Annotated in this window: 15 protein-coding genes, 1 tRNA gene and 1 pseudogene; 10 read left to right on the top strand and 7 right to left on the bottom strand. The window is 59.1% G+C overall.

The window, feature by feature from the left end:
* Positions 1-317 precede the first annotated feature (317 nt).
* The 7 genes and pseudogenes from VHE58_03960 to VHE58_03930 all read left to right on the top strand — a co-directional run bounded on the left by VHE58_03960 (position 318) and on the right by VHE58_03930 (position 14,262).
* Positions 318-9,029 carry a glucoamylase family protein gene (locus VHE58_03960; GenBank protein HVS26436.1) on the top strand — a complete coding sequence of 2,904 codons (8,712 nt, stop codon included), beginning with the start codon at positions 318-320 and terminating at the stop codon, positions 9,027-9,029.
* Positions 9,030-9,244: 215 nt separating this feature from the next.
* Positions 9,245-9,421, top strand: a pseudogene (locus tag VHE58_03955) (serine--glyoxylate aminotransferase).
* A gap of 87 nt (positions 9,422-9,508) precedes the next feature.
* Positions 9,509-10,489, top strand: a complete 981-nt coding sequence (locus VHE58_03950; protein HVS26435.1) for a TRAP transporter substrate-binding protein — start codon at positions 9,509-9,511, stop codon at positions 10,487-10,489.
* A gap of 4 nt (positions 10,490-10,493) precedes the next feature.
* Positions 10,494-11,000 carry a TRAP transporter small permease gene (locus VHE58_03945; GenBank protein ID HVS26434.1) on the top strand — a complete coding sequence of 169 codons (507 nt, stop codon included), beginning with the start codon at positions 10,494-10,496 and terminating at the stop codon, positions 10,998-11,000.
* Positions 11,000-12,283 carry a TRAP transporter large permease gene (locus VHE58_03940; protein ID HVS26433.1) on the top strand — a complete coding sequence of 428 codons (1,284 nt, stop codon included), beginning with the start codon at positions 11,000-11,002 and terminating at the stop codon, positions 12,281-12,283. The genes VHE58_03945 and VHE58_03940 overlap by 1 nt, the downstream gene beginning before the upstream one ends.
* 3 nt (positions 12,284-12,286) lie before the next feature.
* Positions 12,287-13,066, top strand: coding sequence for an enoyl-CoA hydratase-related protein (locus VHE58_03935; protein HVS26432.1), 780 nt, complete (start codon positions 12,287-12,289; stop codon positions 13,064-13,066).
* 2 nt (positions 13,067-13,068) lie between these two features.
* On the top strand, positions 13,069-14,262 hold the full coding sequence (locus VHE58_03930) for a CaiB/BaiF CoA-transferase family protein (GenBank protein ID HVS26431.1): 1,194 nt from the start codon (positions 13,069-13,071) through the stop codon (positions 14,260-14,262).
* Between the two features lie 749 nt (positions 14,263-15,011).
* Here VHE58_03930 and VHE58_03925 read toward each other — a convergent pair.
* The 3 genes from VHE58_03925 to groES form a co-directional block, all read right to left on the bottom strand.
* Positions 15,012-15,087 (bottom strand) — tRNA-Phe (locus VHE58_03925).
* A gap of 538 nt (positions 15,088-15,625) precedes the next feature.
* Positions 15,626-17,245: a chaperonin GroEL gene (gene groL, locus VHE58_03920; protein HVS26430.1), complete on the bottom strand. Its 1,620-nt coding sequence runs from the start codon at positions 17,243-17,245 to the stop codon at positions 15,626-15,628.
* Positions 17,246-17,276: 31 nt separating this feature from the next.
* Positions 17,277-17,564 (bottom strand): co-chaperone GroES, encoded by a 288-nt coding sequence (groES, locus tag VHE58_03915; protein ID HVS26429.1) that lies wholly within the window; start codon positions 17,562-17,564, stop codon positions 17,277-17,279.
* A 136-nt stretch (positions 17,565-17,700) separates the two neighbouring features.
* Between groES and bioA the strand changes: the two genes are divergently transcribed.
* The 3 genes from bioA (at position 17,701) to VHE58_03900 (ending at position 21,153) form a co-directional block, all read left to right on the top strand.
* Complete coding sequence (gene bioA / locus VHE58_03910) at positions 17,701-19,011, top strand: adenosylmethionine--8-amino-7-oxononanoate transaminase (protein ID HVS26428.1); 1,311 nt, start codon at positions 17,701-17,703, stop codon at positions 19,009-19,011.
* Between the two features lie 17 nt (positions 19,012-19,028).
* Positions 19,029-20,423 carry a D-alanyl-D-alanine carboxypeptidase/D-alanyl-D-alanine-endopeptidase gene (gene dacB, locus VHE58_03905; protein ID HVS26427.1) on the top strand — a complete coding sequence of 465 codons (1,395 nt, stop codon included), beginning with the start codon at positions 19,029-19,031 and terminating at the stop codon, positions 20,421-20,423.
* Between the two features lie 172 nt (positions 20,424-20,595).
* On the top strand, positions 20,596-21,153 hold the full coding sequence (locus VHE58_03900) for an outer membrane beta-barrel protein (GenBank protein HVS26426.1): 558 nt from the start codon (positions 20,596-20,598) through the stop codon (positions 21,151-21,153).
* Between the two features lie 20 nt (positions 21,154-21,173).
* Here the strand turns inward: VHE58_03900 and ubiD are convergent, their stop codons facing one another.
* From ubiD to recG, 4 genes are all read right to left on the bottom strand, one after another.
* A complete protein-coding gene (gene ubiD, locus VHE58_03895; protein HVS26425.1) occupies positions 21,174-22,637 on the bottom strand; it encodes a 4-hydroxy-3-polyprenylbenzoate decarboxylase in 1,464 nt (487 codons plus the stop codon).
* A gap of 20 nt (positions 22,638-22,657) precedes the next feature.
* Positions 22,658-23,527, bottom strand: a complete 870-nt coding sequence (gene ubiA / locus VHE58_03890) for a 4-hydroxybenzoate octaprenyltransferase (protein ID HVS26424.1) — start codon at positions 23,525-23,527, stop codon at positions 22,658-22,660.
* Positions 23,524-24,042: a chorismate lyase gene (locus VHE58_03885; protein HVS26423.1), complete on the bottom strand. Its 519-nt coding sequence runs from the start codon at positions 24,040-24,042 to the stop codon at positions 23,524-23,526. Before VHE58_03885 ends, ubiA begins: the two co-directional genes overlap by 4 nt.
* Positions 24,043-24,135: 93 nt before the next feature.
* Positions 24,136-26,313: an ATP-dependent DNA helicase RecG gene (gene recG, locus VHE58_03880; GenBank protein ID HVS26422.1), complete on the bottom strand. Its 2,178-nt coding sequence runs from the start codon at positions 26,311-26,313 to the stop codon at positions 24,136-24,138.
* Positions 26,314-26,329: the final 16 nt, after the last annotated feature.

Raw genomic sequence — 26,329 nt, 5'->3', positions numbered from 1 at the left:
AGCGCTGGCCCGCTCCGCTGCACAGCTTCGCAGGTGCAGACGCTACACGGGCCCTCCTCGGCATCGTAGTCCGGGCTACGACCTTCGTCGCGCGCCTTGCATCTGAGCATTTTTCGTGTCAAACGCGGCTCCCGGAGAGTTTTTCAACACCCTGCTAGGTCCTTGCTCTGGGGAATCTTTAGCGTGCAAGTGTTAAGCTCGGCCTCCTGGTTCGTTGAAACTTCGCTTCAGAGAAGGAAACCTAAAAATTGAAGGTGAGCAGCAAGACTATTCGCGGGACCTTGCTCCATTTGAAGGCGCGCCTCCGCGGAAACGGCTTGGCACAAAAGTACGCCGGCGACGAGCCACCGCTGCGATCGGAGCTGCTCAGTGCCGACCAGATGGAACAGCATGGCAAGACGCTGGCGGGCTCGCACAAGTTGAGTCTGACCCGCGCACCGGACCAGCTTCTGACACGGCTGGCTGAGAATGAAGGCGTCCTGATCGGGGTTTGCAACCTGCTTACGGCGGCAGTCAAGGCGAACCGACGGATTGCGCCGGCCGGGGAATGGCTGCTCGACAACTTCTATCTGATTGAAGAACAGATTCGCACGGCCAAGCGACACCTGCCAAAGGGTTACAGCCAAGAACTGCCGCGCCTAGCTCACGGCCCATCCGCCGGACTTCCACGGGTGTATGACATCGCGCTGGAGACGATCTCGCACGGCGATGGACGGGTGGACCCGGAAAGTCTCAGAAGTTTCGTAGCGGCCTACCAGAAGGTCACCGCCCTCAAGTTAGGCGAGTTGTGGGCAATCCCTATCATGTTACGCCTGGCGCTGATTGAGAATCTCCGGCGTGTTGGAGCGCGGATCGCCGCCTACACGCTCGACCGAGACCGCGCCGACTCTTGGGCGGACCAGATGATGGAGGTTGCCGAGAACGACCCGAAGAGCTTGATTCTGGTGATTGCGGACATGGCGCGGTCGAGCCCACCCATGGTGAGCTCGTTTGTCGCGGAACTTGCGCGCCGATTGCAGGGACAGAGCCCCGCTTTGGCATTGCCGCTCACCTGGATTGAACAGCGACTCTTCGAGGATGGCCTGACGATCGAGCAGTTGGTACAGTCGGAAAACCAACAACAGGCCGCCGACCAGGTCTCTATAAGCAACAGCATCGGCAGCCTCCGCTTTCTGGGGGCGATGGACTGGCGCGAGTTCGTCGAGACGATGAGCGTTGTCGAGCAGAAACTGCAGGAGGATCCGGGCGGGGTCTACGGCAAGATGGATTTTGCCACCCGTGATCGCTACCGCCACGTGGTGGAGAAGATAGCGAAAGCAAGCCGCCTGTCCGAAAGCGAGGTGGCGCGCAAAGCGATCCAACTGGCGCACGAGGGCACGGCCAGGAAAGACGGTGACGATCGAGCGGCACATGTTGGGTTCTACCTGATCGACAGGGGGCTGCCGCAGCTCGAACGAACGGCGGAGGTGCGCCTTTCTGCCTTCGAGGCTCTGCAGAGAATGAGCTGCCGGTTTCCTTTGCTCCTCTATCTAGGCACGATCGTGCTGCTGACGGTGATCTTCACCGGGAGCTTACTGGCAAAAGCTCATGCCGACGGGTTGCATGGTTGGATACTCGCGCTGATTGGCATCCTCTCGGCTTTGTGCGCAAGTCATTTGGCGGTTGCGCTGGTGAACTGGCTGGCAACGTTGCTAGCGACGCCGCATCTGCTGCCGCGCATGGACTTTTCCGGAGGAATTCCGTCGCAATCCCGCACTCTGGCGGTGGTCCCGGCCATGCTCATAAGCGCTCAAAACATCGAGGATCTGATCGAGGCACTTGAAGTCCGGTTCCTGGCGAATCGGGACGCAAACCTGCACTTCGGCCTGCTGACTGATTTTCGAGACGCGCACGAGGAAACGCTGCCGGAAGACGAACCGCTGTTGCGGCTGGCCCAGAAGAGAATCGAAGAGCTGAATGAAAAGTACCGGAGTGCGAAAGGCGACACTTTCTTCCTTTTTCATCGCCCACGCCGTTGGAATCCTCAGGAGCGGCTGTGGATGGGTTACGAGCGTAAGCGGGGGAAGCTGGCAGAGTTGAATTCGCTGCTCCGCGGCGGCAGGCAAGATAGTTTCTCGCTGGTCATCGGCACGACTGACGTGTTATCGACCGTAAAGTACGTCATTACCCTGGACACGGATACGCAGCTGCCGCGCGATTCGGCGTGGCAGTTTGTGGGAGCTATGGCGCACCCGCTGAATCGTGCGCGCTACGACGAAGACAAGCAGCGCGTCTGTGAGGGGTACGGCATCCTGCAGCCACGCATGGCCGTGAGCCTGCCGGGTACGAACCGGTCGCGGTATGCGCGACTGTGCGGGAGTGAGTCCGGCATCGACCCGTATACGCGCGCCGTCTCTGATGTTTACCAGGATCTGTTCGGTGAAGGCTCGTTCATCGGCAAGGGGATCTATGACGTTGATGCGTTCGAGGGGGCGCTCAAGGGACGCTTTCCCGAGAACCGGATCCTTAGCCACGACCTTTTGGAAGGGTGTTACGCGCGCGCCGGACTGTTGAGCGATGTGCAGTTGTACGAGGAATATCCCTCCCGCTACAGCGCGGACGTGAGCCGCCGCTACCGCTGGATTCGCGGGGATTGGCAGATTGCACAGTGGTTGCTGCCGCGCGTTCCCGGCTCCGGCGCCAGCCGCCAGAGAAATCCGCTCTCGGATCTGTCCCAATGGAAGATCTTCGACAACCTTCGGCGTAGTCTCGCGCCTTTGGCGTTGACGCTCCTGTTGCTGCTGGGCTGGACGGTCTTGTCACCGGCCTGGTTTTGGACCTTGTCGGTGATCGGAATCATCCTGATTCCTCCCTTGATTGCCTCTATTCTGGACATGTTCCAGAAGCCGGACGACGTGCTGCTAGGCCAGCATCTCGCCGCGGCATTACGCTCAGCTGGCCGGCACTTCGCTCAGGCGGCACCTACGCTCGTATGCCTCCCGTATGAGGCGTTCTTCAGTCTGGATGCGATCGTGCGCACGGCCGGGCGGATGCTGGTCACACACAAACGACTTCTGGAATGGAATCCGTCGGGGGAGCTGGATCGTCTGAGCCGCACGGACTTCATCGCCTCTTGCCGGTCGATGTGGATCGCTCCCGTTATCGCCTCTGCCGCGGTGATCTATCTGACACTATCAAACCCGGCCGCGCTAGCAGTGGCTGGGCCCATACTGTGCCTCTGGTTTGCCGCCCCCGCCATCGCCTGGTGGATCAGCCGACCGCTCGTTCGCCGCGCAGCCAGGCTGACGGCCGACCAGACCATTTTTCTCCAGAAGATTTCCCGCAAGACCTGGGCGTTCTTTGAAACCTTCGTCGGTCCGGAAGATCATTGGCTGCCACCGGATAACTATCAGGAGCATTCCGTTACTATGGTCGTGCATCGCACGTCCCCGACCAACATGGGACTTGCGCTACTTGCAAATTTGTCCGCGTACGACTTCGGCTACATTCCGGCCGGACAACTCATCGAGCGCACGGCGAATGCACTTCACACGATGGAAGCCTTGGAACGGCACCAAGGTCACTTCTACAACTGGTACGACACGCAGTCTCTGCAGCCGCTGCCACCTCTCTACATTTCGTCGGTGGACAGCGGGAACCTCGCGGGCCATCTGCTGACATTGCGGCCTGGGCTGCTCGCACTTCCCGATCACAAGATCCTGGGGTCGCGATTGTTTGAGGGCTTAAGCGACACACTGAGGATACTCGTGGACGCTGCGGGAGGAGACGCTTCTCCCCAGCTCGCTCAACTTCAGAAGGATCTGGAGTCTACATACGATTCCCGGCCTGCCACGCTCGCGGCGGCGCGGCGGTGGCTAGCCCAGCTGGCGACGTCCGCCGCGGAGGTGGCCGGCAGCCTCGATGTTGGCAACGCAACTGAGCCCGAGAGCGAAGCGAAGTGGTGGGCGCAGGCGCTGGCCCGGCAATGCCGGGGCGCGCTCGATGAGCTGGCGTTTCTCGCCCCATGGATATTGCTGCCGGCCGCGCCGAGTGGGCTCAGCGACTTCCCGGACATCGGTGAGATCCCAACGCTGCGCGAACTGGCAAGACTTGAGGTGGAGTGGCTGCCGGCAATCGCGCGTCGGCTCGACGCAGACGCGACAGCCGAGGAAAGCGGATGGCTGGATGAGCTTGGACGCGCCATAACGGCAGCAAGCCGCCGCGCCAATGAGCGGATTGCAGCCAGCGATCACCTCGCACTGCAAGCAAACGAACTCGCGCGGATGGAGTATGACTTCCTGTACGACAAGGCACGTCATCTGCACGCTATCGGCTACAACGTCGGTGAGCGCCGCCAGGACTCGAGTTACTACGACCTGCTGGCTTCCGAAGCGCGACTATGCAGTTTCGTGGCGATTGCGCAGGGACAACTACCGCAGGAGAGCTGGTTTGCCCTGGGGCGCCTGCTCACTACCGTCGGTGGCGAACCGATTCTCCTGTCGTGGAACGGTTCGATGTTCGAGTACCTGATGCCGCTGCTGGTGATGCCGACGTACGAACACACGCTGCTCGACCAGACCTATCAGACGGCGGTGGAGCGACAGATCGCGTATGGGAACCAGCGCGGCGTAGCGTGGGGCATGTCGGAATCCGGCTACAACACGGTCGACGCTGGTCTCAACTACCAGTACCGCGCGTTCGGCGTGCCCGGCCTGGGGCTCAAACGCGGACTGGTGGAGGATTTGGTCATTGCGCCGTATGCCTCGGCGCTCGCGCTGATGGTGGCGCCCGAGGCGGCGTGCCTGAATCTGCAGCGGCTCGCCGCTGAAGGGCTGGAAGGAAAATACGGCTTTTACGAGGCGATCGACTACACACCATCACGTCTGCCACGCGGGCAATCGAGCGCCGTGGTGCGGTCGTTCATGACTCATCACCAGGGCATGATCTTTCTCTCTCTGGCCTATCTGATCCTGGACCGTCCGATGCAGAAGCGATTCGAGTCGGATCCGCTGTTCCAGGCGACCACGTTGTTGCTTCAGGAGCGAATTCCAAAGGCTACGGCGTTCTATTTGCACACTGCCGAACTTTCCGACATTCGTGCGATTTCCAGCGGTCCGGAGATGCCGGTGCGCGTACTCAGCAGCCCCGACACTCCGATACCGGAGGTGCAGTTGTTGTCGAACGGCAGATACCACGTGATGGTCACGAACGCGGGCGGCGGCTACAGCCGCTGCAAAGACCTCGCCGTCACACGCTGGCGCGAAGACACTACCTGCGACAACTGGGGCACGTTTTGTTACATCCGCGACGTAGCCAGCGGGGAATTCTGGTCTACCGCTCATCAGCCGACACTGGCGCAACCGAAGAACTACGAAGTTATTTTTTCAGAAGGGCGAGCGGAGTTTCGCCGTCGCGACCACGATTTCGATACGTATACCGAGATCGTTGTTTCGCCGGAAGATGACATCGAACTGCGCCGGCTCCGCATCACCAACCGCTCTCGTATAAGCAGAACGATCGACGTCACGAGTTACGCGGAAGTGGTTCTCGCATCATCCGCTGCGGACGCACTGCATCCGGCGTTCAGTAATCTCTTTGTTCAGACCGAGATCATCCATCAGCGGCAGGCTATCCTCTGCACTCGCCGGCCCCGCTCCCTCGAGGAGCAGGCGCCATGGATGTTTCATCTGATGGCCATGCACGGAGCGGACCTCGGAGAGATTTCATACGAAACGGATCGCATGCGCTTCATCGGCCGCGGTCGCACCGTCGCCGCGCCTCAAGCGATGAGCGATTCCGCGGCACTCTCGGGCAGCCAGGGCTCGGTGCTGGATCCGATTGTCGCGATCCGGTATCGAATAACACTCGATCCGGAACAATCGGCAACGATCGATATGGTCTCCGGCATCGGCGAAACCCGCGACGCGTGCCTGGGCCTGGTCGGGAAATATCAGGATCGGCATCTTGCGGATCGAGTTTTCGAACTGGCGTGGACGCATAGTCAGGTGACCCTGCGGCAGATCAATGCCACCGAGGCCGACGCGCAACTCTATGGACGCCTTGCCAGCTCTGTCATTTACGCCAATTCCTCGCTGCGCGCCGACGCGAGCGTTCTCATCAAGAACCGCCGCGGGCAATCCGGTCTATGGGGCTACGCCCTTTCTGGCGATTTGCCGATCGTGCTACTGCAGATTAAAGACCCAGCGAATATTGAGTTGGTACGCCAACTCGTGCAGGCCCACGCGTACTGGCGCTTGAAGGGACTGGCCGTGGACCTGGTGATCTGGAATGAAGAGCGCGGCGGTTACCGGCAACTACTCCAGGAACAAATCATGGGGCTGATTGCCGTGGGCGTCGAAGCACACGTGATAGATCGACCCGGCGGAATCTTCGTGCGGCCTGCCGATCAGATTTCCAGCGAGGACCGCATTCTGCTCCAATCGGTCGCGCGCGCCATCATCACCGACAGTCGTGGAGCGCTGGCGGAACAGATCAACCGTCGCGGCTTTATAGAGAAGCGAGTCTCGCGGGCAGAACAGATCGACCGTCGCGGCTTTATAGAGAAGCGAGTCTCGCGCTTGGTGCCAACCAGAACCTACCGTCCCGAACTCCAGGCTGCCGCTGAGTTGTCGCGTCGCGATCTGATCCTCTTCAACGGACTGGGAGGATTCACCCCTGATGGGAGCGAGTACGTCATAACGACTGCTCACGGCCAAGTGACGCCGGCACCCTGGGTGAATGTGCTGGCGAATCCGCACTTTGGAACCGTCATTTCCGAGAACGGACTGGCCTATACGTGGAGCGAGAATGCCCACGAGTTCCGCCTCACGCCCTGGCACAACGACCCCGTGAGCGATGCGAGCGGAGAGGTCTTTTACCTGCGCGACGAAGAGAGCGGCCATTTCTGGTCTCCCACGCCTCTGCCCAGCCGGGGAGCGACACCTTACGTCAGCCGGCATGGATTCGGCTACAGCGTCTTCGAGCATGCGGAGGCCGGCATCCACTCAACGCTCACGGTTTACGTGGCAATGGATGCGGCCGTCAAGTTCTCGGTGTTGAAGCTGCGAAACATTTCGGGACGATCCCGCCGGCTCTCCGCCACCGGATATGTGGAGTGGGTGCTGGGCGATCTGCGGCCGAAATCGACCATGCACGTGATCACCGAAATCGACCCGCTCAGCGGAGCGCTCTACGCGCGAAACCGATACAACACGGAGTTCGCCGGTCGGATTGCCTTCTTCGACGTGGACGATGCGACTCGGACCTTAAGCGGCGACCGCACTGAATTCCTCGGGCGCAACGGCACGCTCAATAATCCGGCCGCTATGACTCGGTCGCAGCTTTCCAATAAGGTGGGGGCGGCTTTGGACCCCTGTGCCGCAATCCAAGTTCCATTCGAGCTGGCCGACGGGCAAGAGCGCGAGATCATCTTCAGGCTCGGCGTAGGGCGAGACGCCGATGATGCCAGCAACCTAGTGCATCGCTTCCGGGGATCAACCGCCGCGCGCGGCGCGCTCGACACGGTGTGGCAGCACTGGAAGCACACGCTCGGCGCAGTGCAGGTGGAAACACCCGACCAGTCCCTCAACGTGCTGACCAACGGCTGGTTGCTGTACCAAACGATAGCGTGCCGCCTTTGGGCGCGGAGCGGATACTACCAATCGGCGGGCGCCTTTGGTTTCCGCGATCAGTTGCAGGACGTAATGGCACTCGTCCACGCCGACGCGCGCCTTGTACGCGAACATCTACTGCTCTGTGCATCCCGTCAATTCAAGGAAGGGGATGTACAGCATTGGTGGCATTCTCCGTCGGGCCGTGGCGTGCGTACGCACTGTTCGGACGATCACCTCTGGCTGCCGTTGGCGACGTGCCGCTACGTTCTGAACACAGGGGATACCGGGGTGCTGGATGAATCCATCCACTTCATTGAAGGCCGGCCGGTGAACCTCGAGGAGGACTCGTATTACGATCTGCCCAGCCGGTCTGAGGAGGCGGCAAGTTTGTACCAACACTGTGCGCGAGCCATCCTGAGGGGTCTCAGATTTGGCGAGCACGGCCTGCCACTCATCGGCTCCGGTGACTGGAACGACGGCATGAATATTGTGGGCAAACACGGCAAAGGGGAAAGCGTCTGGCTGGGTTTTTTCCTTTATGAAGTGCTCATGCGATTCACCGAGGTTGCCCGCGTGCATGGTGACATATCCTTCGCCGAGCGTTGCCAGCGGGAGGCGGCTCAAGTACAACAGAACATCGAGCAGAATGGCTGGGATGGCGAGTGGTACCGCCGCGCTTACTTCGACGACGGTTCGCCGCTTGGATCGGCGAGTAACGCCGAATGCCAGATTGATTCGATTGCGCAAAGCTGGTCTGTTCTATCCGGTGCGGGAGATGCCAGACGCTCGCACATGGCAATGGAGGCGGTGGATAAGCGCCTCGTTTGCCGGGATCATGCGCTGATCCAACTTTTGGATCCGCCGTTCGACAAGTCGACTTTGAACCCCGGCTATATAAAAGGCTACGTCCCGGGCGTGAGAGAGAATGGCGGGCAATACACTCATGGGGCGATCTGGGCGGCGATGGCGTTCGCTGCATTGGGCGACAGCCGGCGCGCATGGGAACTGTTGGCCATGATCAACCCGGTAAACCATGCGAGATCTGCGGAGGCGATTGCCACCTACAAAGTAGAACCGTACGTGGTCGCGGCCGACGTGTATGCACTCTCGCCGCACACCGGCCGCGGCGGATGGACATGGTACACGGGCTCTGCCGGCTGGATGTATCGGCTTATCGTGGAATCACTCCTGGGGCTGAGGCTTGAAGTAGATAAACTGCGCTTTGTGCCGTGCCTCCCTGCGGATTGGGAGGCGTTCAAGGTGCATTACCGATACGGGGAAACTTTCTACCATATCGCCGTGCTGCATACGCGTGCCGGGAACGGCGAGATGAGTGTGATAGTTGATGGCGTTGAGCAACACGACAAGGCAATTCCTCTTGTTGACGACCGTCAGGAACACTCGGTCGAGGTGAGAATACACGCCCCACGCAGTTGATATCGAAGATTTCCCCACCATCAGCATCGTGTCAGTTCTGTCAACTTAACACCGTTATGAATTGAAAAAGCCGGCACGTGGGCGAGACTGTCACTGATGAAAGGCAATTCCCCCAGTGGCTAATAATTTGGGCTGGAAAACGATGACCGCGATACGAGAGGTGGGATGTGTTCATCCCCCATTTAGTCCCCTATCCTTGTAACTTGACAATACCCGGCCACTTGGGGTATTTCAACTATCTGATGCTCGCGGGGACGCTCTGCGGCGTCGAAATGGGACTGGCGATGGCAGGGGTACCGATCAGCCGGACCGGCGTGACTGCTGCCCTGGAATATCTGAGCGATGCGCAGCCTGCGACCCAGTCCGGCGGCCGGGTAGCCGTTACAACATGACGCCACGGTGGATTATTGCCTAGCCGGTTTTGCGCCAGAAGATGCTGCCGCTTTTTAGACAAAAAATTCGAGAGGAGATCACCAGCCATGAAGCCGCCAAAGTCACTGACCGTTCTACTGTTCGCGAGTATCTGCGCCGGCGCGGCGATGGCCGAGCCGATCGAAATCAAACTTGGCCATGTGGGCGAACCCGGCTCGCTGTTCGCCCAGTCGTCGGAGGAGTTTGCCCGCCGCGCCAACGCCAAGCTGGGCGACAAGGCCAAGGTTGTGGTGTTCGGTTCGAGCCAGCTGGGCGGCGACAAGGAGCTGCTTCAGAAGTTGAAGCTCGGCACGGTAGACATGGCGGTGCCTTCTACCGTGATGTCCTCGGAAGCGGATCTGTTCGGCGTCTTCGAAATGCCTTACCTGGTGAAGGACCGCGCCCACATGACGCGAATCGAGAAGGAGCTCTTCTGGTCAAAGTTCGAGCCCGAGGTGGAGAAGAAGGGCCTAAAGATCCTTGCGGTTTGGGAAAACGGTTATCGACACATCACCAACTCCAAGCGCCCAATCAACTCCCCGGCCGACTTGAACGGCATCAAGCTGCGCGTTCCCGAAGGCAAGTGGCGGGTGAAGATGTTCCAGGCCTACGGGGCGAACCCGAGCCCGATGAAGCTCTCCGAAGTCTTCACGGCGCTGCAGACCGGCGTGATGGACGGCCAGGAAAACCCCTTCACCCAGATTTACAGCCAGAAGTTCCAGGAGGTGCAGAAGTACCTTTCGCTCACCGGCCACGTCTACACGCCGGCCTACTTGACCGTCGGCGCTAAGAAATGGGCAACGCTGCCGGCCGACGTGCGCAAGAGCCTCGAGGACACGGCGAAGGAGACGCAGGCTTTCGTGTACCAAAGGGCGGAAAGCGACGATAACGAACTGCTCGGCAAGCTCAAGACCGCCGGGATGCTGGTGAACACATCCAACAAGGACGCCTTCATCGCAGCCTCGAAGCCGGTATACGAGGAATTCGCCAAGGAAGTTCCGGGCTCGAAGGAGATCATCGACCGCGCCATCGCGCTTGGAAAGCAGTAGCGCCATGAGCCTCGACTCGATCCGCGAGAGCTACGAGCGAGCCCTCGAGTGGCTGGTCGTGCTGCTCATGGCCGCGCTCGCGGTGGAAGTGACGCTCGGCGTCGTCTTTCGGACGTTCGGAGCATCCCTCGTGTGGTACGACGAGCTGGCCTCCATCCTGCTCGCCTGGCTCACCTTCTACGGTTCCGCCCTGGCATCGGTGAAGCGCGCGCACATCGGCTGTCCCGAGCTGGTGGCCTTCCTTCCACCCGTGCCCAAGCTCATCGCGCGAGTGATCGCGGAGGTGTTCACGATCGGCTTCTTCCTGCTGATGGGCTGGATGGGATACCAGGTGCTGGGCGTCCTCGATACCGACCATCTGGTGAGCCTGCCGTCGATCCCGGTGAGCTGGGTGCAGTCGGTGGTCCCGGTGAGCGCCGTGCTCATCATCGCGGCGGAGCTGATAACGATGCCGAAGGTGCTGGCCAACGCGATGGCGGCGCCCGCGGTGACCGGCGGGGCTTCGCACTGATGGAAATGCTCTTTCTCTTCGTCTGCGTGCTGGCGCTCGTCGTGATCGACGTGCCGATCGCGGTGTCGCTCGGCATCGTCGCGGTCGCCGCCATGGTATGGACCCAGGGCAGCGGCTCGCTTCCCAACCTGCCCATCGTGCTCTACAACGGCGCCACCAATTTTCCGCTCATCGCGATCCCGCTTTTCATCCTCGCGGGGGCGATCATGAACGCCTCGGGGATCTCGCGGCGCCTCATCGCCTTCGCCTCCGCCATCCTGGGCTTCATCCGCGGCGGGCTGGCCATGGTGTCCATCGGCGCGTCGATGTTCTTCGCCGAGATTTCCGGCTCCGCGGTCGCGGACGTCTCGGCGCTGGGATCGATCCTGATTCCCGCGATGAAGTCCAAGGGCTACCCGGCGCCCCTCGCCGCGGCCATCATGTCGTCGGCGGCCACGCTCGCGGTGATCATCCCGCCCTCGATCCCCATGATCCTCTATGCGGTCATGGCCGAAACCTCCGTCGTGAAATTGTTCGTTGCAGGCATCGTGCCGGGCATCCTCGGCGGCTTCGCGCTCATGGGCATGGCGTACTGGATGGCGCGTCGCTACAACCTGCCCATCGAGGAGAAGTTCCAGTGGTCGCGCGTGCGCAGCACCTTCCGGGGCGCGTTCTGGGCTTTCACGCTGCCGATGATCATCCTAGGATCGATCTTCGGCGGCTATGTCACGGCGACTGAAGGCGCGGCGATGGCGGTGCTCGCGGCGCTCTTCATCGGGCTTGCGGTTTATCGCGAGCTCGACCTGTCGCACCTCAAGACCGCGATGATCGAGGGCGGCGTGCAAACCGCGGTGGTGATGCTGCTCGTGGCCAGCTCCGCGCTTCTCGGCAGCTATCTCACGGAGATTCAGGCGCCGCAGAAGCTTGCCCATGTCATCACGCAGATCACGAGCAACAAGTGGTTCGTGCTGGCGCTCCTCAACCTGCTCTTCCTCTTGCTCGGGTGTTTCCTGCACTCGGCCGCGGCTATCATCCTGGTGGTGCCGGTGGTGATGCCGCTGGTAAGGTCGGTGGGCATTGATCCGGTGCACTTCGGACTCATCGTCACCATCAACCTCGGCATCGGGCAGCAGACCCCGCCGGTTGCCTCCGTGCTCATGGTCGCTTGCTCGATCGCCAAGGCGACGGTCTGGGAGGTGACGCGGGTCAACATATATTTCATCGGCGTGCTGTTCACGGTGCTGATGCTGGTCACCTATGTCCCCGTCACCGGCATGGGACTGGTACAACTCTTCTACCCATAGGCCATGTCCGACACGATTCTTATCCGGCGCGACGGTGCCGTCGCCACCGTTACGCTGAACAACGCGGAGAAGCTGAATGCCCTCACCTTCGGCATGTGGATGCGGTTGGGTGAGGTGATGCGCGAGGTGGACGCGGATGAATCGCTGCGCTGCATCGTGCTGCGTGGCGCGGGCGACAAGGCATTTGCGGCCGGCGCTGACATCTCGGAGTTTGCCACTGAACGCGCCAATTCGTCGCAGGCAAAGGCTTATGGTGAGGCCATCCATGGCACCATGCGGGCGATCGCCGATTGCCGGCACCCGACGGTAGCGCTGATCCAGGGCGTGTGTGTGGGCGGCGGGCTGGAGATCGCGTCCATGTGCGACCTGCGCATCTGCGGTGCCAGCAGTCGTTTTGGCGTGCCGGTGAACCGGCTTGGGCTGGTCATGGCATACGGCGAGATTCAGGGGCTCATGATGCTGGTGGGGCGGGCGACGGCGCTGGAAATCGTGTTGGAAGGCCGCGTGTTCGGTGCCGAGGAGGCGCGTGAAAAAGGCCTCGTCAACCGTGTGGTGCCGGACGACAAAGTCATCGAGGAGGCCTATGCCACCGCGCGCCGCATCGCCGACGGCGCGCCGTTGGCGGCACGCTGGCACAAGCGCTTCATCAATCGTCTCGGCGACCCGCGGCCTCTCACCGAAGCGGAGCGTGACGAGAGTTACGCCTGTTTCGACACCGAGGACTTCCGCATCGGTTATCGCGCGTTCCTCGCGAAGAAAAAACCCGAGTTCAAGGGGCAATGAACATGGGACCGCTGGCCGGCCTCAAGGTCATCGAACTTGCGCACATCATGGCCGGCCCCATCTGCGGCATGCTGCTCGCCGACATGGGTGCGGATGTCATCAAGGTCGAGAAGTTTCCTGGCGGCGACGATACGCGCCGCTTCGGCATTCCTGACATCCGCGGCGAATCCTCCGCGTTCATCGTCATGAACCGAAACAAGCGGGGCATAGCGGTCGATCTCAAGCAACCGGCCGGTAAGGATGTGTTGCGCCGCTTGTTGGCCACGGCAGACGTGGTCACCGAGAACTACCGCAAGGGGACGATGGAAAAACTGGGCCTCGGCTACGATGGGCTCGCGAAGGTGAATCCGGGACTCATCTACTGCGAGATTTCCGGTTACGGGCGCACCGGACCCTACTCCGACAAACCAGGCTTCGATCTGATCGCGCAAGGGATGTCGGGGCTTATGAGCATCACTGGGGAGCCGGGCCAGCCGCCCATCAAGTGCGGCGGACCAGTGACGGACGTGGGCGCCGGCGTGCTCGCGGCTCTGGGAATCGTCTCTGCCTACATCCATCGCCTGAAAACTGGCCAGGGCCAGCGAGTGGATACCTCGCTTTTCGAGGCGGGCATCATTCAGACCTACTGGCAGGCGGCCTACTTCTTCGCCACGGGAACGGCAGCCCCCGCCATGGGCTCGGGCAATCTCACCAGTGCCCCGTATCAGGCCTTTCAGACGAGCGACGGGTGGGTCAACGTCGGCGCAGCGAACCAGGCCAATTGGGAGCGACTGATTGCCGTGCTGAATACGCCAGAACTTGGCGCCGATCCGCGCTTCGCCAGCAACACCAGCCGAATGAAGCACCGCACCGAGCTGGTGGCGGCACTCAGCCCGATCATTAGCCGGTCCACCACCGCCAAGTGGTGCGAAAAGCTCGAAGAGGCGGGCCTGCCGGTCGGACCGGTCCTGAGCGTACCGGAGATGCTCGCTCATCCCCAGACCCTTGCGCGCGACATGGTCGTTGAAACCAATCATCGACGCATCGGCAAGGTGCCCGCACTCGGGTTTCCGCTCCGGTTCTCGCAAACGAAGGGCGAAGTCACCCGCAGCGCGCCGGTGCTGGGGGAGCACACACGGGAAGTGCTCGCGGAGTACGATTACACGGCAAACGACATTGAAAAACTGATCGAAGAAGGTGCCGTGGGCGTAGCTTAGGACGGGATTCGTTTGTTCCCGCCGTGCAGAAACCACGTTTGCATGATCGCCGAGACTTGGCGTGGCTATTTGTGGTCGTTTGACGAAAGGGAAATTAAAATACGCTAGGCCTTCGGTGTCGGACGTAGCGACCTGAATCCGCCTTTCTCCACATCCTTGTTTTGCCTCCAGGTGTAATCACCGGTCAAATAGAGCTTCGCGCTGAGCAAGAATATGTATCAAGGCTCAATTCCGGTGTTCACCGAACGGCGGGTTCTGGTGCAAAGTAGATTCGGGTCCACCATCCGTTGTGATTTTTGGAACTTTTCAACCACAACCCGTCGGAGGGTCGGCAAGTTGTTGCACCAGAACCATCCCAGGTTGAAGAGCAAATCCTCGCTTGGCAACCAGCTTATTAGATCTGGAATGCCTCAAACATCATAACGGTTCGGCAAGTTGTTCGAACACTTGAAGTGAGAACCCCAAACGTTCACGTGATGATCCCCTTACAAGCGTGCCTTCTTAATCTAGGCCGCATATAACCGGCCGAACCTGCCCAACGGCCATCTAAAGTACGCCGATAAAGTCACGCTTTCCGAGCTCGACTCCGACAAGCTCCGTCTGTCTGGCATACCTCTTGAGGTGAAAGACTCAATTCGGTTGATGATGAATGCCATTCTCCGTACGGAGCTGGCATCATCGAATCTCTCTATCGAAAAACGATCTTTTGGCACAGCCGCCAGAGAGTGAATCACCAAGTCTTTGAAGTTTGGTGGCCAAGGGCGGAATCGAACCACCGACACAAGGATTTTCAGTCCTCTGCTCTACCAACTGAGCTACTTGGCCATTTGATACTACCGGTACTTCGAGAAATCCTTGTTACAAGAATTTTGGCTCCGGCCGCGGGCTTCCACCCGCTTAACGTGCGACTAGTCGCACATTAGCCTGCACCTCAACAAGCCGCTTGCGCGGCGTGTTGTCAGTCCTCTGCTCTACCAACTGAGCTACTTGGCCATCCGTGCTGCTATCGATACTTCAAGAAATCCTTGTCACAAGGATTTTGGCTCCGGCCGCGGGCTTCCACCCGCTTAACGTGCGACTAGTCGTACAATTAGCCTGCACCTCAACAAGCCGCTTGCGCGGCGTGTTGTCAGTCCTCTGCTCATTCCGGCCAATTCCGTTGCATCGGGATTGGCGCTCGCAGGCTCGTCGCAGTGCGACTCGAATTCCCTGTTCGCCCAACTGAGCTACTTGGCCATTATTTGAAGCGCGGTATTACAATCTTAATTCAAAAACAAGTCAAGCCGACAAATTTGCGTGTACGTAAAACAAAACCCCTTGGCTACGAACCAAGGGGTTTTGTTTTTATGCTGAGACCGGGCAATTACATATCCATGCCGCCCATGCCCCCGCCAGGAACGGGCTTGTCTTCAACCAGTTCCGCCACCATGCAGTCGGTGGTCAACATGAGGCCGGCGATGGAGGCCGCGTTTTGCAGGGCATAACGGGTGACCTTGGTCGGGTCGAGCACGCCCATCTCCACCAGATCGCCGTATTCGTTAGTCTGCGCGTTGTAGCCGAAATTGCCTTTGCCTTCCTTGACTTTGTTCGCCACCACTGAAGGCTCCTCTCCGGCATTGGCCACGATTTGGCGCAGCGGCTCTTCTAGCGCGCGCATCACGATTTTGACGCCCGCGTCCTGATCGAGGTTGTCGCCCTTAACCTTGATATTGGCCCTCGCGCGAAGCAGCGCGACGCCGCCGCCGGCGACGATGCCTTCTTCCACCGCGGCGCGGGTCGCGTGCAGCGCGTCCTCGACACGGGCTTTCTTTTCCTTCATCTCGACTTCGGTCGCGGCGCCGACTTTGATCACCGCCACCCCGCCGGCGAGCTTGGCTACGCGCTCCTGCAGCTTCTCCTTGTCGTAGTCGCTGGTGGCGTCGTCGATTTGCTTGCGGATTTGCTTCACCCGCGCTTCGATGTTCTTAGAATCGCCTGCGCCGTCAATGATGGTGGTGTCTTCTTTCGCCACCTCGACGCGCTTCGCCTGTCCGAGATCCTTAAGCGTGGCTTTTTCCAGAGTGAGCCCGAGTTCTTCCGCAATCACCGTGCCGCCAGTGAGAACCCCGATATCCTCGAGCATGGCCTTGCGGCGGTCGCCGAAGCCCGGCGCTTTCACCGCGCAGGTCTTGAGAATGCCACGAAGGTTGTTGACTACCAGAGTGGCCAGCGCTTCGCCTTCCACTTCCTCCGCGACAATCAGCAGCGGCTTGCCGGCTTTCGCCACCTGCTCCAGCATCGGCAGGAGATCGCGGATATTGGATATCTTCTTGTCGTACAGCAGCACGTAGGGGTTTTCCAGCAGCGCAATTTGCTTGTCAGCGTTGTTGATGAAATACGGCGAGAGATAGCCGCGGTCGAACTGCATGCCTTCCACGACATCGAGCTCCATTTCCAGCGACGATCCGTCTTCCACGGTAATCACGCCTTCCTTGCCGACTTTCTCCATGGCTTCGGCAATTTTGTCACCGATGGAGGCGTCAGCGTTAGCGGAAATTGCACCGACTTGAGCAATTTCCTTCTGAGTAGTGCAGGGCTTGGAAATTTTCTTGAGTTCCTCAACGGTCGCCGTAACCGCCTTGTCTATGCCGCGCTTTAAATCCATCGGATTCATGCCGGCGGCCACGTACTTCATGCCTTCCTGAATGATGGACTGCGCCAGCACGGTCGCGGTGGTAGTGCCGTCCCCCGCCACATCGGAAGTTTTCGATGCCACTTCCTTCACCATCTGCGCGCCCATGTTCTCGAACTTGTCCTTGAGCTCGATTTCCTTGGCCACCGACACACCGTCCTTGGTGATGGTGGGGGCGCCGTAGGAGCGCTCAAGCACCACGTTGCGGCCCTTGGGGCCGAGGGTTATTTTCACCGCATCGGCGAGGATATTCACGCCGGCGAACATCTTCGCGCGCGCGGCTTCACTGAATCTTACGTCTTTAGCTGCCATGTTCTTCTCCTAAAATTAAGTTCCGCTTTAATTACTCAACCACGCCCATGATGTCTTCTTCGCGCATCACCAGAAGCTCCTCGCCTTTGACTTTCACCGTCTGGCCTGAATACTTGCCAAACAGCACTTTGTCGCCGACTTTCACATCGAGCGGCCGGACTTTGCCGTCTTCAAGAATTTTGCCCTTGCCGACGGCGACGATTTCACCTTGGTCGGGCTTTTCCGCGGCGGTGTCGGGAATCACGATGCCGGAAGCCGTCTTGCGTTCTTCTTCCAGGCGCTTGACAATAACCCGGTCATGTAAAGGACGAATTTTCATATTTCATCTCCGATAGTTAGAGGTATTTACTCGGCCTGGCGGCAGGAGTGCCGCCAAGCGCTGAAAAGGGGATTAGCACTCACCTCATGTGAGTGCTAATAATACGGCCTAAGTCTTTTATTATCAAGGGGTGCTTGTGGGAAACAGGGAATTTCTGGCACGCAGTCTCACCGCCGTATGGCATCCCTGTACCCAAATGAAAGTCCACGAGACCCTGCCGCTCATTCCCATCAAAGAAGGCAAAGGCATCTGGCTTTATGATTTTGACGGCGGGCGTTATCTCGACGCCATCAGCTCGTGGTGGGTCAATCTCTTCGGTCACTCCAATCCGCGCATCAACGGCGCGCTCATCGAACAGCTGGAAAAGCTCGAGCATGTGCTCCTCGCCGGCTTTACCCACGAGCCGGTGATTGAATTATCCGAGCGTTTGAGCAAGCTCGCGCCGCGCGGGCTGGGACATTGCTTCTATGGCAGCGACGGGGCATCCAGCATCGAAATCGCGCTCAAGATGAGTTTTCATTTCTGGCGCAACAGCGGGCGCGCCGAAAAGACCGATTTTATCAGCCTCGAAAATGGCTATCACGGCGAAACGCTGGGCGCGCTTTCGGTCACCGATATCGCGCTTTTCAAGGATACCTATGCGCCGCTGCTGCGTCACTGCGCACACGTTGTTTCCCCCGACTGGCGTTTTGCCGAGCCCGGTGAATACAGCCTGCAATACGCCCTGCGCTGCGCTGAAAAACTGGAAACCCATTTAAGCGAGCATCATCAGGAGATCGCCGCCTTCATCGTCGAGCCTCTGGTGCAATGCGCAGGCGGCATGGCAATGTATCATCCCGAATATCTAAAACGCGCGCGGCAGATTTGCGACCGGTATTCGGTGCATCTGATTGCCGATGAAATCGCCGTGGGTTTTGGCCGCACCGGCACGCTGTTCGCCTGCCAGCAGGCGGGCATCACTCCGGACTTTCTGTGTCTTTCAAAAGGCATCACCGGCGGCTATCTGCCGCTTTCAGTCGTCATGACCACCGACACCGTTTACCAGGCGTTCTACCACGACGAAGTGGCGCGAGGTTTTCTGCACTCGCATTCTTATACCGGCAACGCGCTCGCCTGCCGCGCCGCGCTGGCGACGCTGGACATCTTTGAGCAGGACCAGGTAATTCAGGCCAACTACAACAAATCCGCGCAGTTCACCAAAATCGCCAAGCCGCTTTCGCAGCACCCCAAAGTCAAGGATTTTCGCAACACCGGCATGATTTGGGCCTTTGAGGTGACCACCAACGATAAAAATTTCACGCGAAATTTCTATCACGCGGCGCTGGAGGCGGAACTGTTGCTGCGGCCGCTGGGGAATACCGTGTATTTCATGCCGCCCTATATCATCAACGAAGAAGAAATGCATTTGCTGTTGGACAGAACCGCAGGCCTTCTGGAGAAATTCTGAGCATGCGCTTTCATGCGTTGATTTTACTATTATTTTTTTCACCGCTGGCGGCGGCGGAACGCCCGCCTGCGCCGATCAACCAGGCGCTGAAACACGCGGGATTAAATGCAGAGCATGTCGGCATCTTCATTCAAGAAGTGAATGCCAAAACCCCAGTGCTGGTTTATGGCGCGGACCATCCGTTCAATCCGGCTTCCACCATGAAGCTGGTCACAACTTACGCAGGCTTGGAACTCCTCGGGCCGGCTTACACCTGGAAAACCGAGTTTTACGCCAACGGCACGCTAGAGGGCGGGGTATTGAATGGCGACCTGATCATCAAGGGCTACGGCAATCCCAGGCTCACACTGGAAAATTTCTGGCTGATGCTGCGCGAGCTGAAACTGCGGGGCTTAAGCGAAATCCGCGGCGATCTGGTTTTGGACCGCGGCTATTTCAAAATCGAAAACGGCGATCCTTTCCGCTTCGATAATGAACCGTACCGCCCTTACAACGTCGCTCCGGATGCGCTGCTACTTAATTTCAAGAGCATCCGCCTACAATTTATTCCCGATATCGACAAGAAAACAGTGAAGGTGATTGCCGACCCCAAGCCGCTGCAGCTTGAAATCGTCAATAACCTCATTCTCGCGGATGAATCCTGCGGCGACTGGAAAGCCAAGGAAGCAAGCGACATTCAAACCACCCCCCAATCCGCGCGCATCGTGCTGAATGGCGGTTATCCCCTGGGCTGCGGCGAGCAAATCTGGCAGGTGGCGCTTTTCAGCCATCCGCAATACGTCTACAGCGTGTTCAAGGAACTGTGGCAGGAATTGGGTGGAAAGATCAAAGGCACTGTGCGCGAAGCGGAAACGCCGGCTGAAGCGCGCCTTCTATTCAGCGGAGAGTCGGTGACACTGGGCGAGGCGGTGCGCGACATCAATAAATGGAGCAACAACGTGATGACGCGGCAGCTGTTCCTGACGATAGGCGCGGAAACTTCGCACCTGCCCGCCACGCCGGAACAATCCGCGCTGGCGATCAAGCAATGGCTCGCAGAAAAGAGCTTGTCATTCCCCGAGATGGTTCTGGAAAACGGGGCCGGATTGTCGCGGAATGAGCGGATCAGCGCAAGACACCTGGGCCTGATTTTGCTTGCCGCCTATAAAAGCCCGCTGATGCCGGAACTGATTGCCTCGCTGCCGCTGGCGTCGGTGGATGGCACGATGAAAAAACGGCTGAACGGCAGCGGCGTTTCGGGGAGAGCGCATCTCAAGACCGGGAGTCTTGAGGGCGTCAAAGCCATCGCCGGCTACGTGCTCGACCACCAAGGCCGGATGGTCGTCGTGGTGTGCCTCGTCAACCATCCGCGCGCCGGCGACACCGAACCGCTGCAGGACGCGTTGTTGCAATGGGTTTACCAGCGCAGGTAATCAGGGCCAGGAGGATTATGTCTACGTGCTGAACGACACCCAAACACTGCTTTTGGAAGACGGGGGACTCAATTAAAAAGTGTGAAGTATGCCCTTTAACTGGACTTGTCATAGGGCTATACTCGGGGGCGTATGGCGATTTTGTTGCCTTGTGACAGATATGGAGGACGCCATGAAATTCCATCCTTTAATTTCCCTGGTCTTGGGCGGCCTACTCCTGCCCTTGGCGGTAAGCGCGCAGAATTATGACGGTCAAGGCTACGCTGAAGCGGGCTACGGCGCGGACTCGACCCTGCTCAGATATAGTGGCGGCGTGGGTTTGAAATACCCCGCCCTCATGGGGCACTATTACCAGTTTGGAAAATATCTGGGCGCCGAACTCGGCAACATCGGTAATGGCAACGGCCTGTCGACGCCTTATGCCTTCGCTTCAAAAAGCCGGAATTTCATGGGAGTCGGTACGCTGCCCATCGGCGATAAATTCTCCCTTTTTGGCAAGTTCGGCGTCGCCAAATCCAGCTCGGATTATGGGCAGAACCTGAGCATCCCTTCTTATGTGCGGGAAAGAAACTCCGACCTCACTTACGGCATCGGGCTTAAATACAACTACAACCCGAATCTTAACCTGCGCCTAGGATGGGATCGCTACAACAGTCTGGGCGGGGAAGATACTTACAACAGCCAAAACGAAGTGCGCTGGTTCTCGCTTGGCCTCGGGCTGAGATTCTAGGCAACTTCCGAACCAGCGGCCTACAGCCCAAGCTCTTTCCAAAGCGCGTCGATTCGCCGCTTAACCGCCTCGTCCATTTTGATCGGCCGTCCCCACTGACGGGTTGTTTCCGCCGGCCATTTATTTGTAGCATCGATGGCCATCTTGCCGCCCAAGCCGGAAACGGGGCTGGCAAAATCCAGATAATCAATCGGCGTGTTTTCCACCAGCAGCGTATCGCGCCGGGGATCCACGCGCGTCGTCACCGCCCAAATCACCTCTTTCCAGTCGCGGATGTTCACATCATCGTCGGTGACGATGATGAACTTGGTGTACATGAACTGGCGCAGGAACGACCAGATGCCAAACATCACGCGCTTGGCGTGGCCAGGGTACTGCTTTTTCATGCTTACGCAGGCGAGACGATAGGAGCAGCCTTCCGGCGGCAGATAGAAATCGGTGATTTCCGGAAACTGTTTTTGCAACAGCGGCACAAACACTTCATTTAACGCCACGCCCAGAATCGCCGGTTCATCCGGGGGCTTGCCGGTATAGGTGCTGTGGTAAATCGGTTGGTGGCGCATCGTAATCCGTTGAATCGTAAATACCGGAAAGCGTTCCTGCTCGTTGTAATAGCCGGTGTGATCGCCAAATGGGCCTTCGAGCGCGGTTTCTTCCGGATGAATCGCGCCTTCTAAAACGATTTCGGCGCTTGCCGGCACCTGCAAATCGTGGCTTAAGCATTTCACCACTTCGGTCTTGGCGCCGCGCAACAGCCCCGCAAACTGATATTCGCTCAAGGTGTCCGGCACCGGCGTCACCGCGCCGAGCAGGGTCGCGGGGTCCGCGCCCAACGCCACGGCCACCGGAAAAGGCGTCCCGGGGTGCGCGAGCGTGTGGTCGCGAAAATCCAGCGCGCCGCCCCTTGCGCTAAGCCATCGCATGATCACTTTGTTCGGCGCAATCACCTGCTGGCGGTAAATACCCAGGTTCTGCCGCTTCTTGTGCGGCCCTCGGGTAACGGTCAGCCCCCAGGTGATCTGCGGCCCGGCGTCTTCCGGCCAGCAAGTTTGGATCGGCAGGCGCGATAAATCCACGTTCCCGCCTTCCCACACGATTTCCTGGCAGGGCGCGCCGGAAATTTCCTTCGGCGCCATGTTGAGCACTTGTTTCAGCACCGGTAGTTTATCCCAGGCATCTTTCAAGCCTTGCGGCGGGTCGGGCTCCTTGAGATAGGCAAGGAGCTTCCCAACTTCACGCAACGCTTCGACTGACTCCCCGCCCATGCCGAGCGCCACGCGCTTCACCGTGCCGAATAAATTGCCCAGCACCGGAATGCTGTGGCCCTTGGGTTTTTCAAACAGAATCGCCGGTCCTTGCGATTTCAGAACGCGGTCGCAGATTTCGGTCATTTCCAGCCGCGGATCGACTTCAGCGGCGACGCGCTTGAGCTCGCCCAGCTTTTCCAGTTGCGCGATGAAGTCGCGGAGATCCTGGTATTTCATTTAATCCCGTTCAGAAATAGCTATGGAAACGTAAAGTAACGGTCGAGCGCGATGCCGGCAAAAATCGCCGCGCCCACCCAGTTGTTGTGCAGAAACGCCTTGAAGCATTTGTCGCGCTCGCAGCTTTTAATCAAGGTGTAGTGATAGCCCACTATGCCTGCGGCCGTAAGCAGCCCGGCGTAATAAAATACTCCGAATTTAAACCGCAGGCCGACACCGGCAAGTATCGCGAGCATGGCGGCATAACATAGCATCACCGCCAGCACATCGTATTTTCCGAAAGTGATGGCGGAAGTTTTAATCCCGATCCTGATGTCATCGTCGCGGTCCACCATGGCGTACTCGGTGTCGTAGGCAATTGACCAGAACATATTCGCAAGGAGCAGCACCCAGGCGATCGGAGGAACCGCGCCAACGTTCGCGGCATAGGCCATGGGGATGCCGAAGCCGAAAGCGATGCCCAAATAAGCTTGTGGAATAGCAAAAAATCTTTTGGTGAAAGGATAGGTCGCGGCGATCAGCAGCGCTGGCACCGAAAGCAGAATCACCAGATGGTCGAGCGGGAGAATCAGCAAAAATGCAAAAAGCGCCAGCGCCGCGGCCAGCAGCAGCGCTTCTCCAGTACTGACTTGGCCGCTGGCAAGCGGTCGGTTCATGGTGCGCTCGACTTGCTTGTCGAAATTGCGGTCGGCGTAGTCATTGATGACACAGCCGGCTGACCGCATCAATACCGTACCCATAACAAAAATCCAAAGTATTACCCAGTTCGGGCGGCCGTAAGAGGAAATCCACAGGCCCCACAGCGTCGGCCATAGCAAAAGCAGAATGCCGATGGGCTTATCGAGCCGCATCAGCTTTTCATAGAGGTTGAGGCGCCCCTTGAACGTCATCGTGAAAGCTCCAAAATTCCGGGAAGAAATATTTCAGTCACCATTACCGGCCTGTCTCGCAGAATAAATACCGAGCGCCTTGCCCACAAGTGATTCGGCGGGGTCTTCAGCAACCGGCATGCCCTGTGATAAAGCTCATGATGCGCAGTGAGCTTTTTAAAATACAGAGGCGTACGCTTGACCAGCGGATTGGCGAACAGCGCTGCGCCCAAGGGTTTCACGCCCTGCCGGCTGATGGAGCACCAAGCCTCGCGCAGACTGCGCCTGCCGAGCACGCTATGTGCAAACACCACCGGGGTTTCGCCGCAATAAAGATTAACTTCGCGTAACATGACCAGCTCGCCGCGCCGCGCACCCACCAGGGCTGATTCATCGCGGCAGGGCTGCGCCAGCTTTGCCACACATGGCGCACGCTGAACGCGCTGCAACGCATTTGGATACGCTGGGTGAGCGAGCCGCGCGAAGTCAACCAGGAATGATAAGAATGCGGCGGATTGGTCAGGCGCCGCCGCCATGCTTGTTTCACCGGTTTACAGAGTGTGTGAAGAAGACCGCTTATTATGCCACCAAGGAACCTCTGTTACCGCGAAGGACTGAATCAAAGGTTCCTATACTCGAAGATAGTCTTTCCTGCCGCCCAGCCAGCGCGCGAGGTGCGCGTTTACCGCTTGCGGAAATTCGGTGAGCATGCGTGCGGCGGCGTTGCGTGCCGCTTCCAGCAAATCGGTGTCACTGTTGAGGTCGGCAAACCGCAACAGCGGCGTCCCGCTCTGCCGCGCACCGAGAAACTCGCCCGGCCCGCGCAGCAGCAAATCCTGTCTGGCGATTTCGAAGCCGTCGTTGATTTCAAAAATGATTTTAAGCCGCGCCCGCGCCGTTTCGCCCAGCGGCTTTTGGTACATCAGAATGCACACGCTGTTCTGCTCGCCGCGCCCGACTCGCCCGCGCAACTGATGCAGTTGCGACAGCCCCATGCGCTCGGCATGCTCGATGACCATCAACGAAGCATTGGGCACGTCCACGCCGACTTCAATCACCGTGGTCGCCACCAGCAATTGGATTTCGTCCTGCTGAAACGCCTGCATTACCGCCGCTTTTTCCTGGCTGGCGAGCCGCCCGTGCACTAAGCCGATTTTTAATTCGGGAAATGTGCTCTTTAACACGGAATAAGTTTCGAGCGCGGTCTTGAGCTGCAGCGCCTCCGCGCCCTCACCCTTACCCCTCTCCCGGCGGGAGAGGGGAACATTGTCACTCTCCCCCAACGGGGGAGAGGTAGGAGAGAGGGTCCCTTCGATCAGCGGGCACACCCAATACGCCTGCTTGCCCGCCACACAGGCATCGCGCACCCGGGCAACCACTTCGGCGCGCCGGCTGTCGGCGACCAGCTTGGTGGTAACCGGCACCCGCCCGGGCGGCAGTTCATCAATGACCGACACATCGAGGTCTGCATAGTAGCTCATGCTTAAAGTCCGCGGGATCGGCGTGGCGCTCATCATCAACTGATGAGGCTGCAGGCCCGGCCGGCTGCCCTTGATGCGCAGCGCCAAGCGCTGGTGCACGCCAAAGCGGTGCTGCTCGTCAATAATGGCCAGGCCCAATTTACGGAATTCCACCTGCTGCTGAATCAGCGCATGAGTGCCAATTACCAGCGTTGCTTCGCTTTGCAACACGCTTTTCAGCGCAACTTGCTTTTGTTTTTTACTCAAACTGCCGGCAAGCCACACCACTCTTATACCCAGGGGCACAAGCCAGCCCGAAAATTTGTGATAATGCTGCTCGGCGAGAATTTCAGTGGGCGCCATGATCGCCGCCTGGCAACCGCTCTCGATGGCCTGCAGCACCGCAAAAGCGGCGACGATGGTTTTGCCGCTGCCGACATCGCCCTGCAACAGCCGCTGCATCGGATAAGGCTGGGAAAGGTCGTCGGCGATTTCCTCCATTGCCCGGCGCTGGGCAGCAGTTAAAACAAACGGTAATCCCTGATGCAAGGCCCGTGTAAGCTGTCCGCGCTTGGGCAAGGCCGTGGCAACGCGGCTGCGCCGCTCGCGGTAATGCAGGCGCATGGATAATTGCTGTGCCAGCAGTTCGTCAAATTTGATCCTGCGCCACGCCGGATGATCGCGCTGTGCCAGCTGCGGCAATTTCACCCGCGGTGGCGGCTGGTGCAAAAACAACACGCTTTCCCTGAAACCCGGCAGCTTGAACGCCTGTAATATCTGTCGCGGCAGACTCTCCGCAAGATCGTTTTCGGCGAGGCTGTGCTTGATGAGTTTGCGCAGGGTGTCCTGCGACAGGCCCGCAGTCGTCGGATAAACCGGAGTCAGCGAATCCGGCAGCGGCATGTCGCCGCGTACGATGCGGTATTTGGGATGCACCATCTCCGCGCCGAAAAAACCCTGGCGGATTTCCCCCAGAACCCGCACGCGTGCGCCGGGCGCCAATGCTTTCACCTGGCTGCCGTAAAAATTGAAAAAGCGCATCACCAGCGGTCCGGTGCCGTCCTCCACTTGGCAGACCAGCGTGCGCCGCGGGCGGTATTGGATTTCGGTATTTACCACTACGCCTTCGACCTGCACGGTCTGGCCGGTGGGCGCGTCTCTGATGGGATAAAGCCGCGTTTCGTCCTCGTAGCGCAGCGGCAGGTGCAACACCAAATCCAGCGGGGTAGCGATGCCCAGCTTGGCGAGCTTGTCCTGCGTGCTCCTGGAAATACCGGTGATGGCGTGAGGAGTCCCCGGTTTCTTTGAAGGATAAGCGGGTCCGCCTTTCTGTTTTTCACCCCTCACCCTTGACTCCTCACAC

The organism is Burkholderiales bacterium (assembly GCA_035543335.1).
In the GTDB taxonomy this organism is placed as follows: domain Bacteria; phylum Pseudomonadota; class Gammaproteobacteria; order Burkholderiales; family JAHFRG01; genus JAHFRG01.
This window is presented reverse-complemented; position numbering and strand designations above follow the sequence as displayed.

Bases quoted from the DNA above. Each gene is read 5' to 3' on its own strand.
- VHE58_03950 (HVS26435.1), top strand. From the start codon at position 9,509: ATGAAGCCGCCAAAGTCACTGACCGTTCTACTGTTCGCGAGTATCTGC.
- VHE58_03945 (HVS26434.1), top strand. From the start codon at position 10,494: ATGAGCCTCGACTCGATCCGCGAGAGCTACGAGCGAGCCCTCGAGTGG.
- VHE58_03940 (HVS26433.1), top strand. From the start codon at position 11,000: ATGGAAATGCTCTTTCTCTTCGTCTGCGTGCTGGCGCTCGTCGTGATC.
- VHE58_03935 (HVS26432.1), top strand. From the start codon at position 12,287: ATGTCCGACACGATTCTTATCCGGCGCGACGGTGCCGTCGCCACCGTT.
- VHE58_03930 (HVS26431.1), top strand. From the start codon at position 13,069: ATGGGACCGCTGGCCGGCCTCAAGGTCATCGAACTTGCGCACATCATG.
- groL (HVS26430.1), bottom strand. From the start codon at position 17,245: ATGGCAGCTAAAGACGTAAGATTCAGTGAAGCCGCGCGCGCGAAGATG.
- groES (HVS26429.1), bottom strand. From the start codon at position 17,564: ATGAAAATTCGTCCTTTACATGACCGGGTTATTGTCAAGCGCCTGGAA.
- VHE58_03900 (HVS26426.1), top strand. From the start codon at position 20,596: ATGAAATTCCATCCTTTAATTTCCCTGGTCTTGGGCGGCCTACTCCTG.
- ubiD (HVS26425.1), bottom strand. From the start codon at position 22,637: ATGAAATACCAGGATCTCCGCGACTTCATCGCGCAACTGGAAAAGCTG.
- ubiA (HVS26424.1), bottom strand. From the start codon at position 23,527: ATGACGTTCAAGGGGCGCCTCAACCTCTATGAAAAGCTGATGCGGCTC.
- VHE58_03885 (HVS26423.1), bottom strand. From the start codon at position 24,042: ATGGCGGCGGCGCCTGACCAATCCGCCGCATTCTTATCATTCCTGGTT.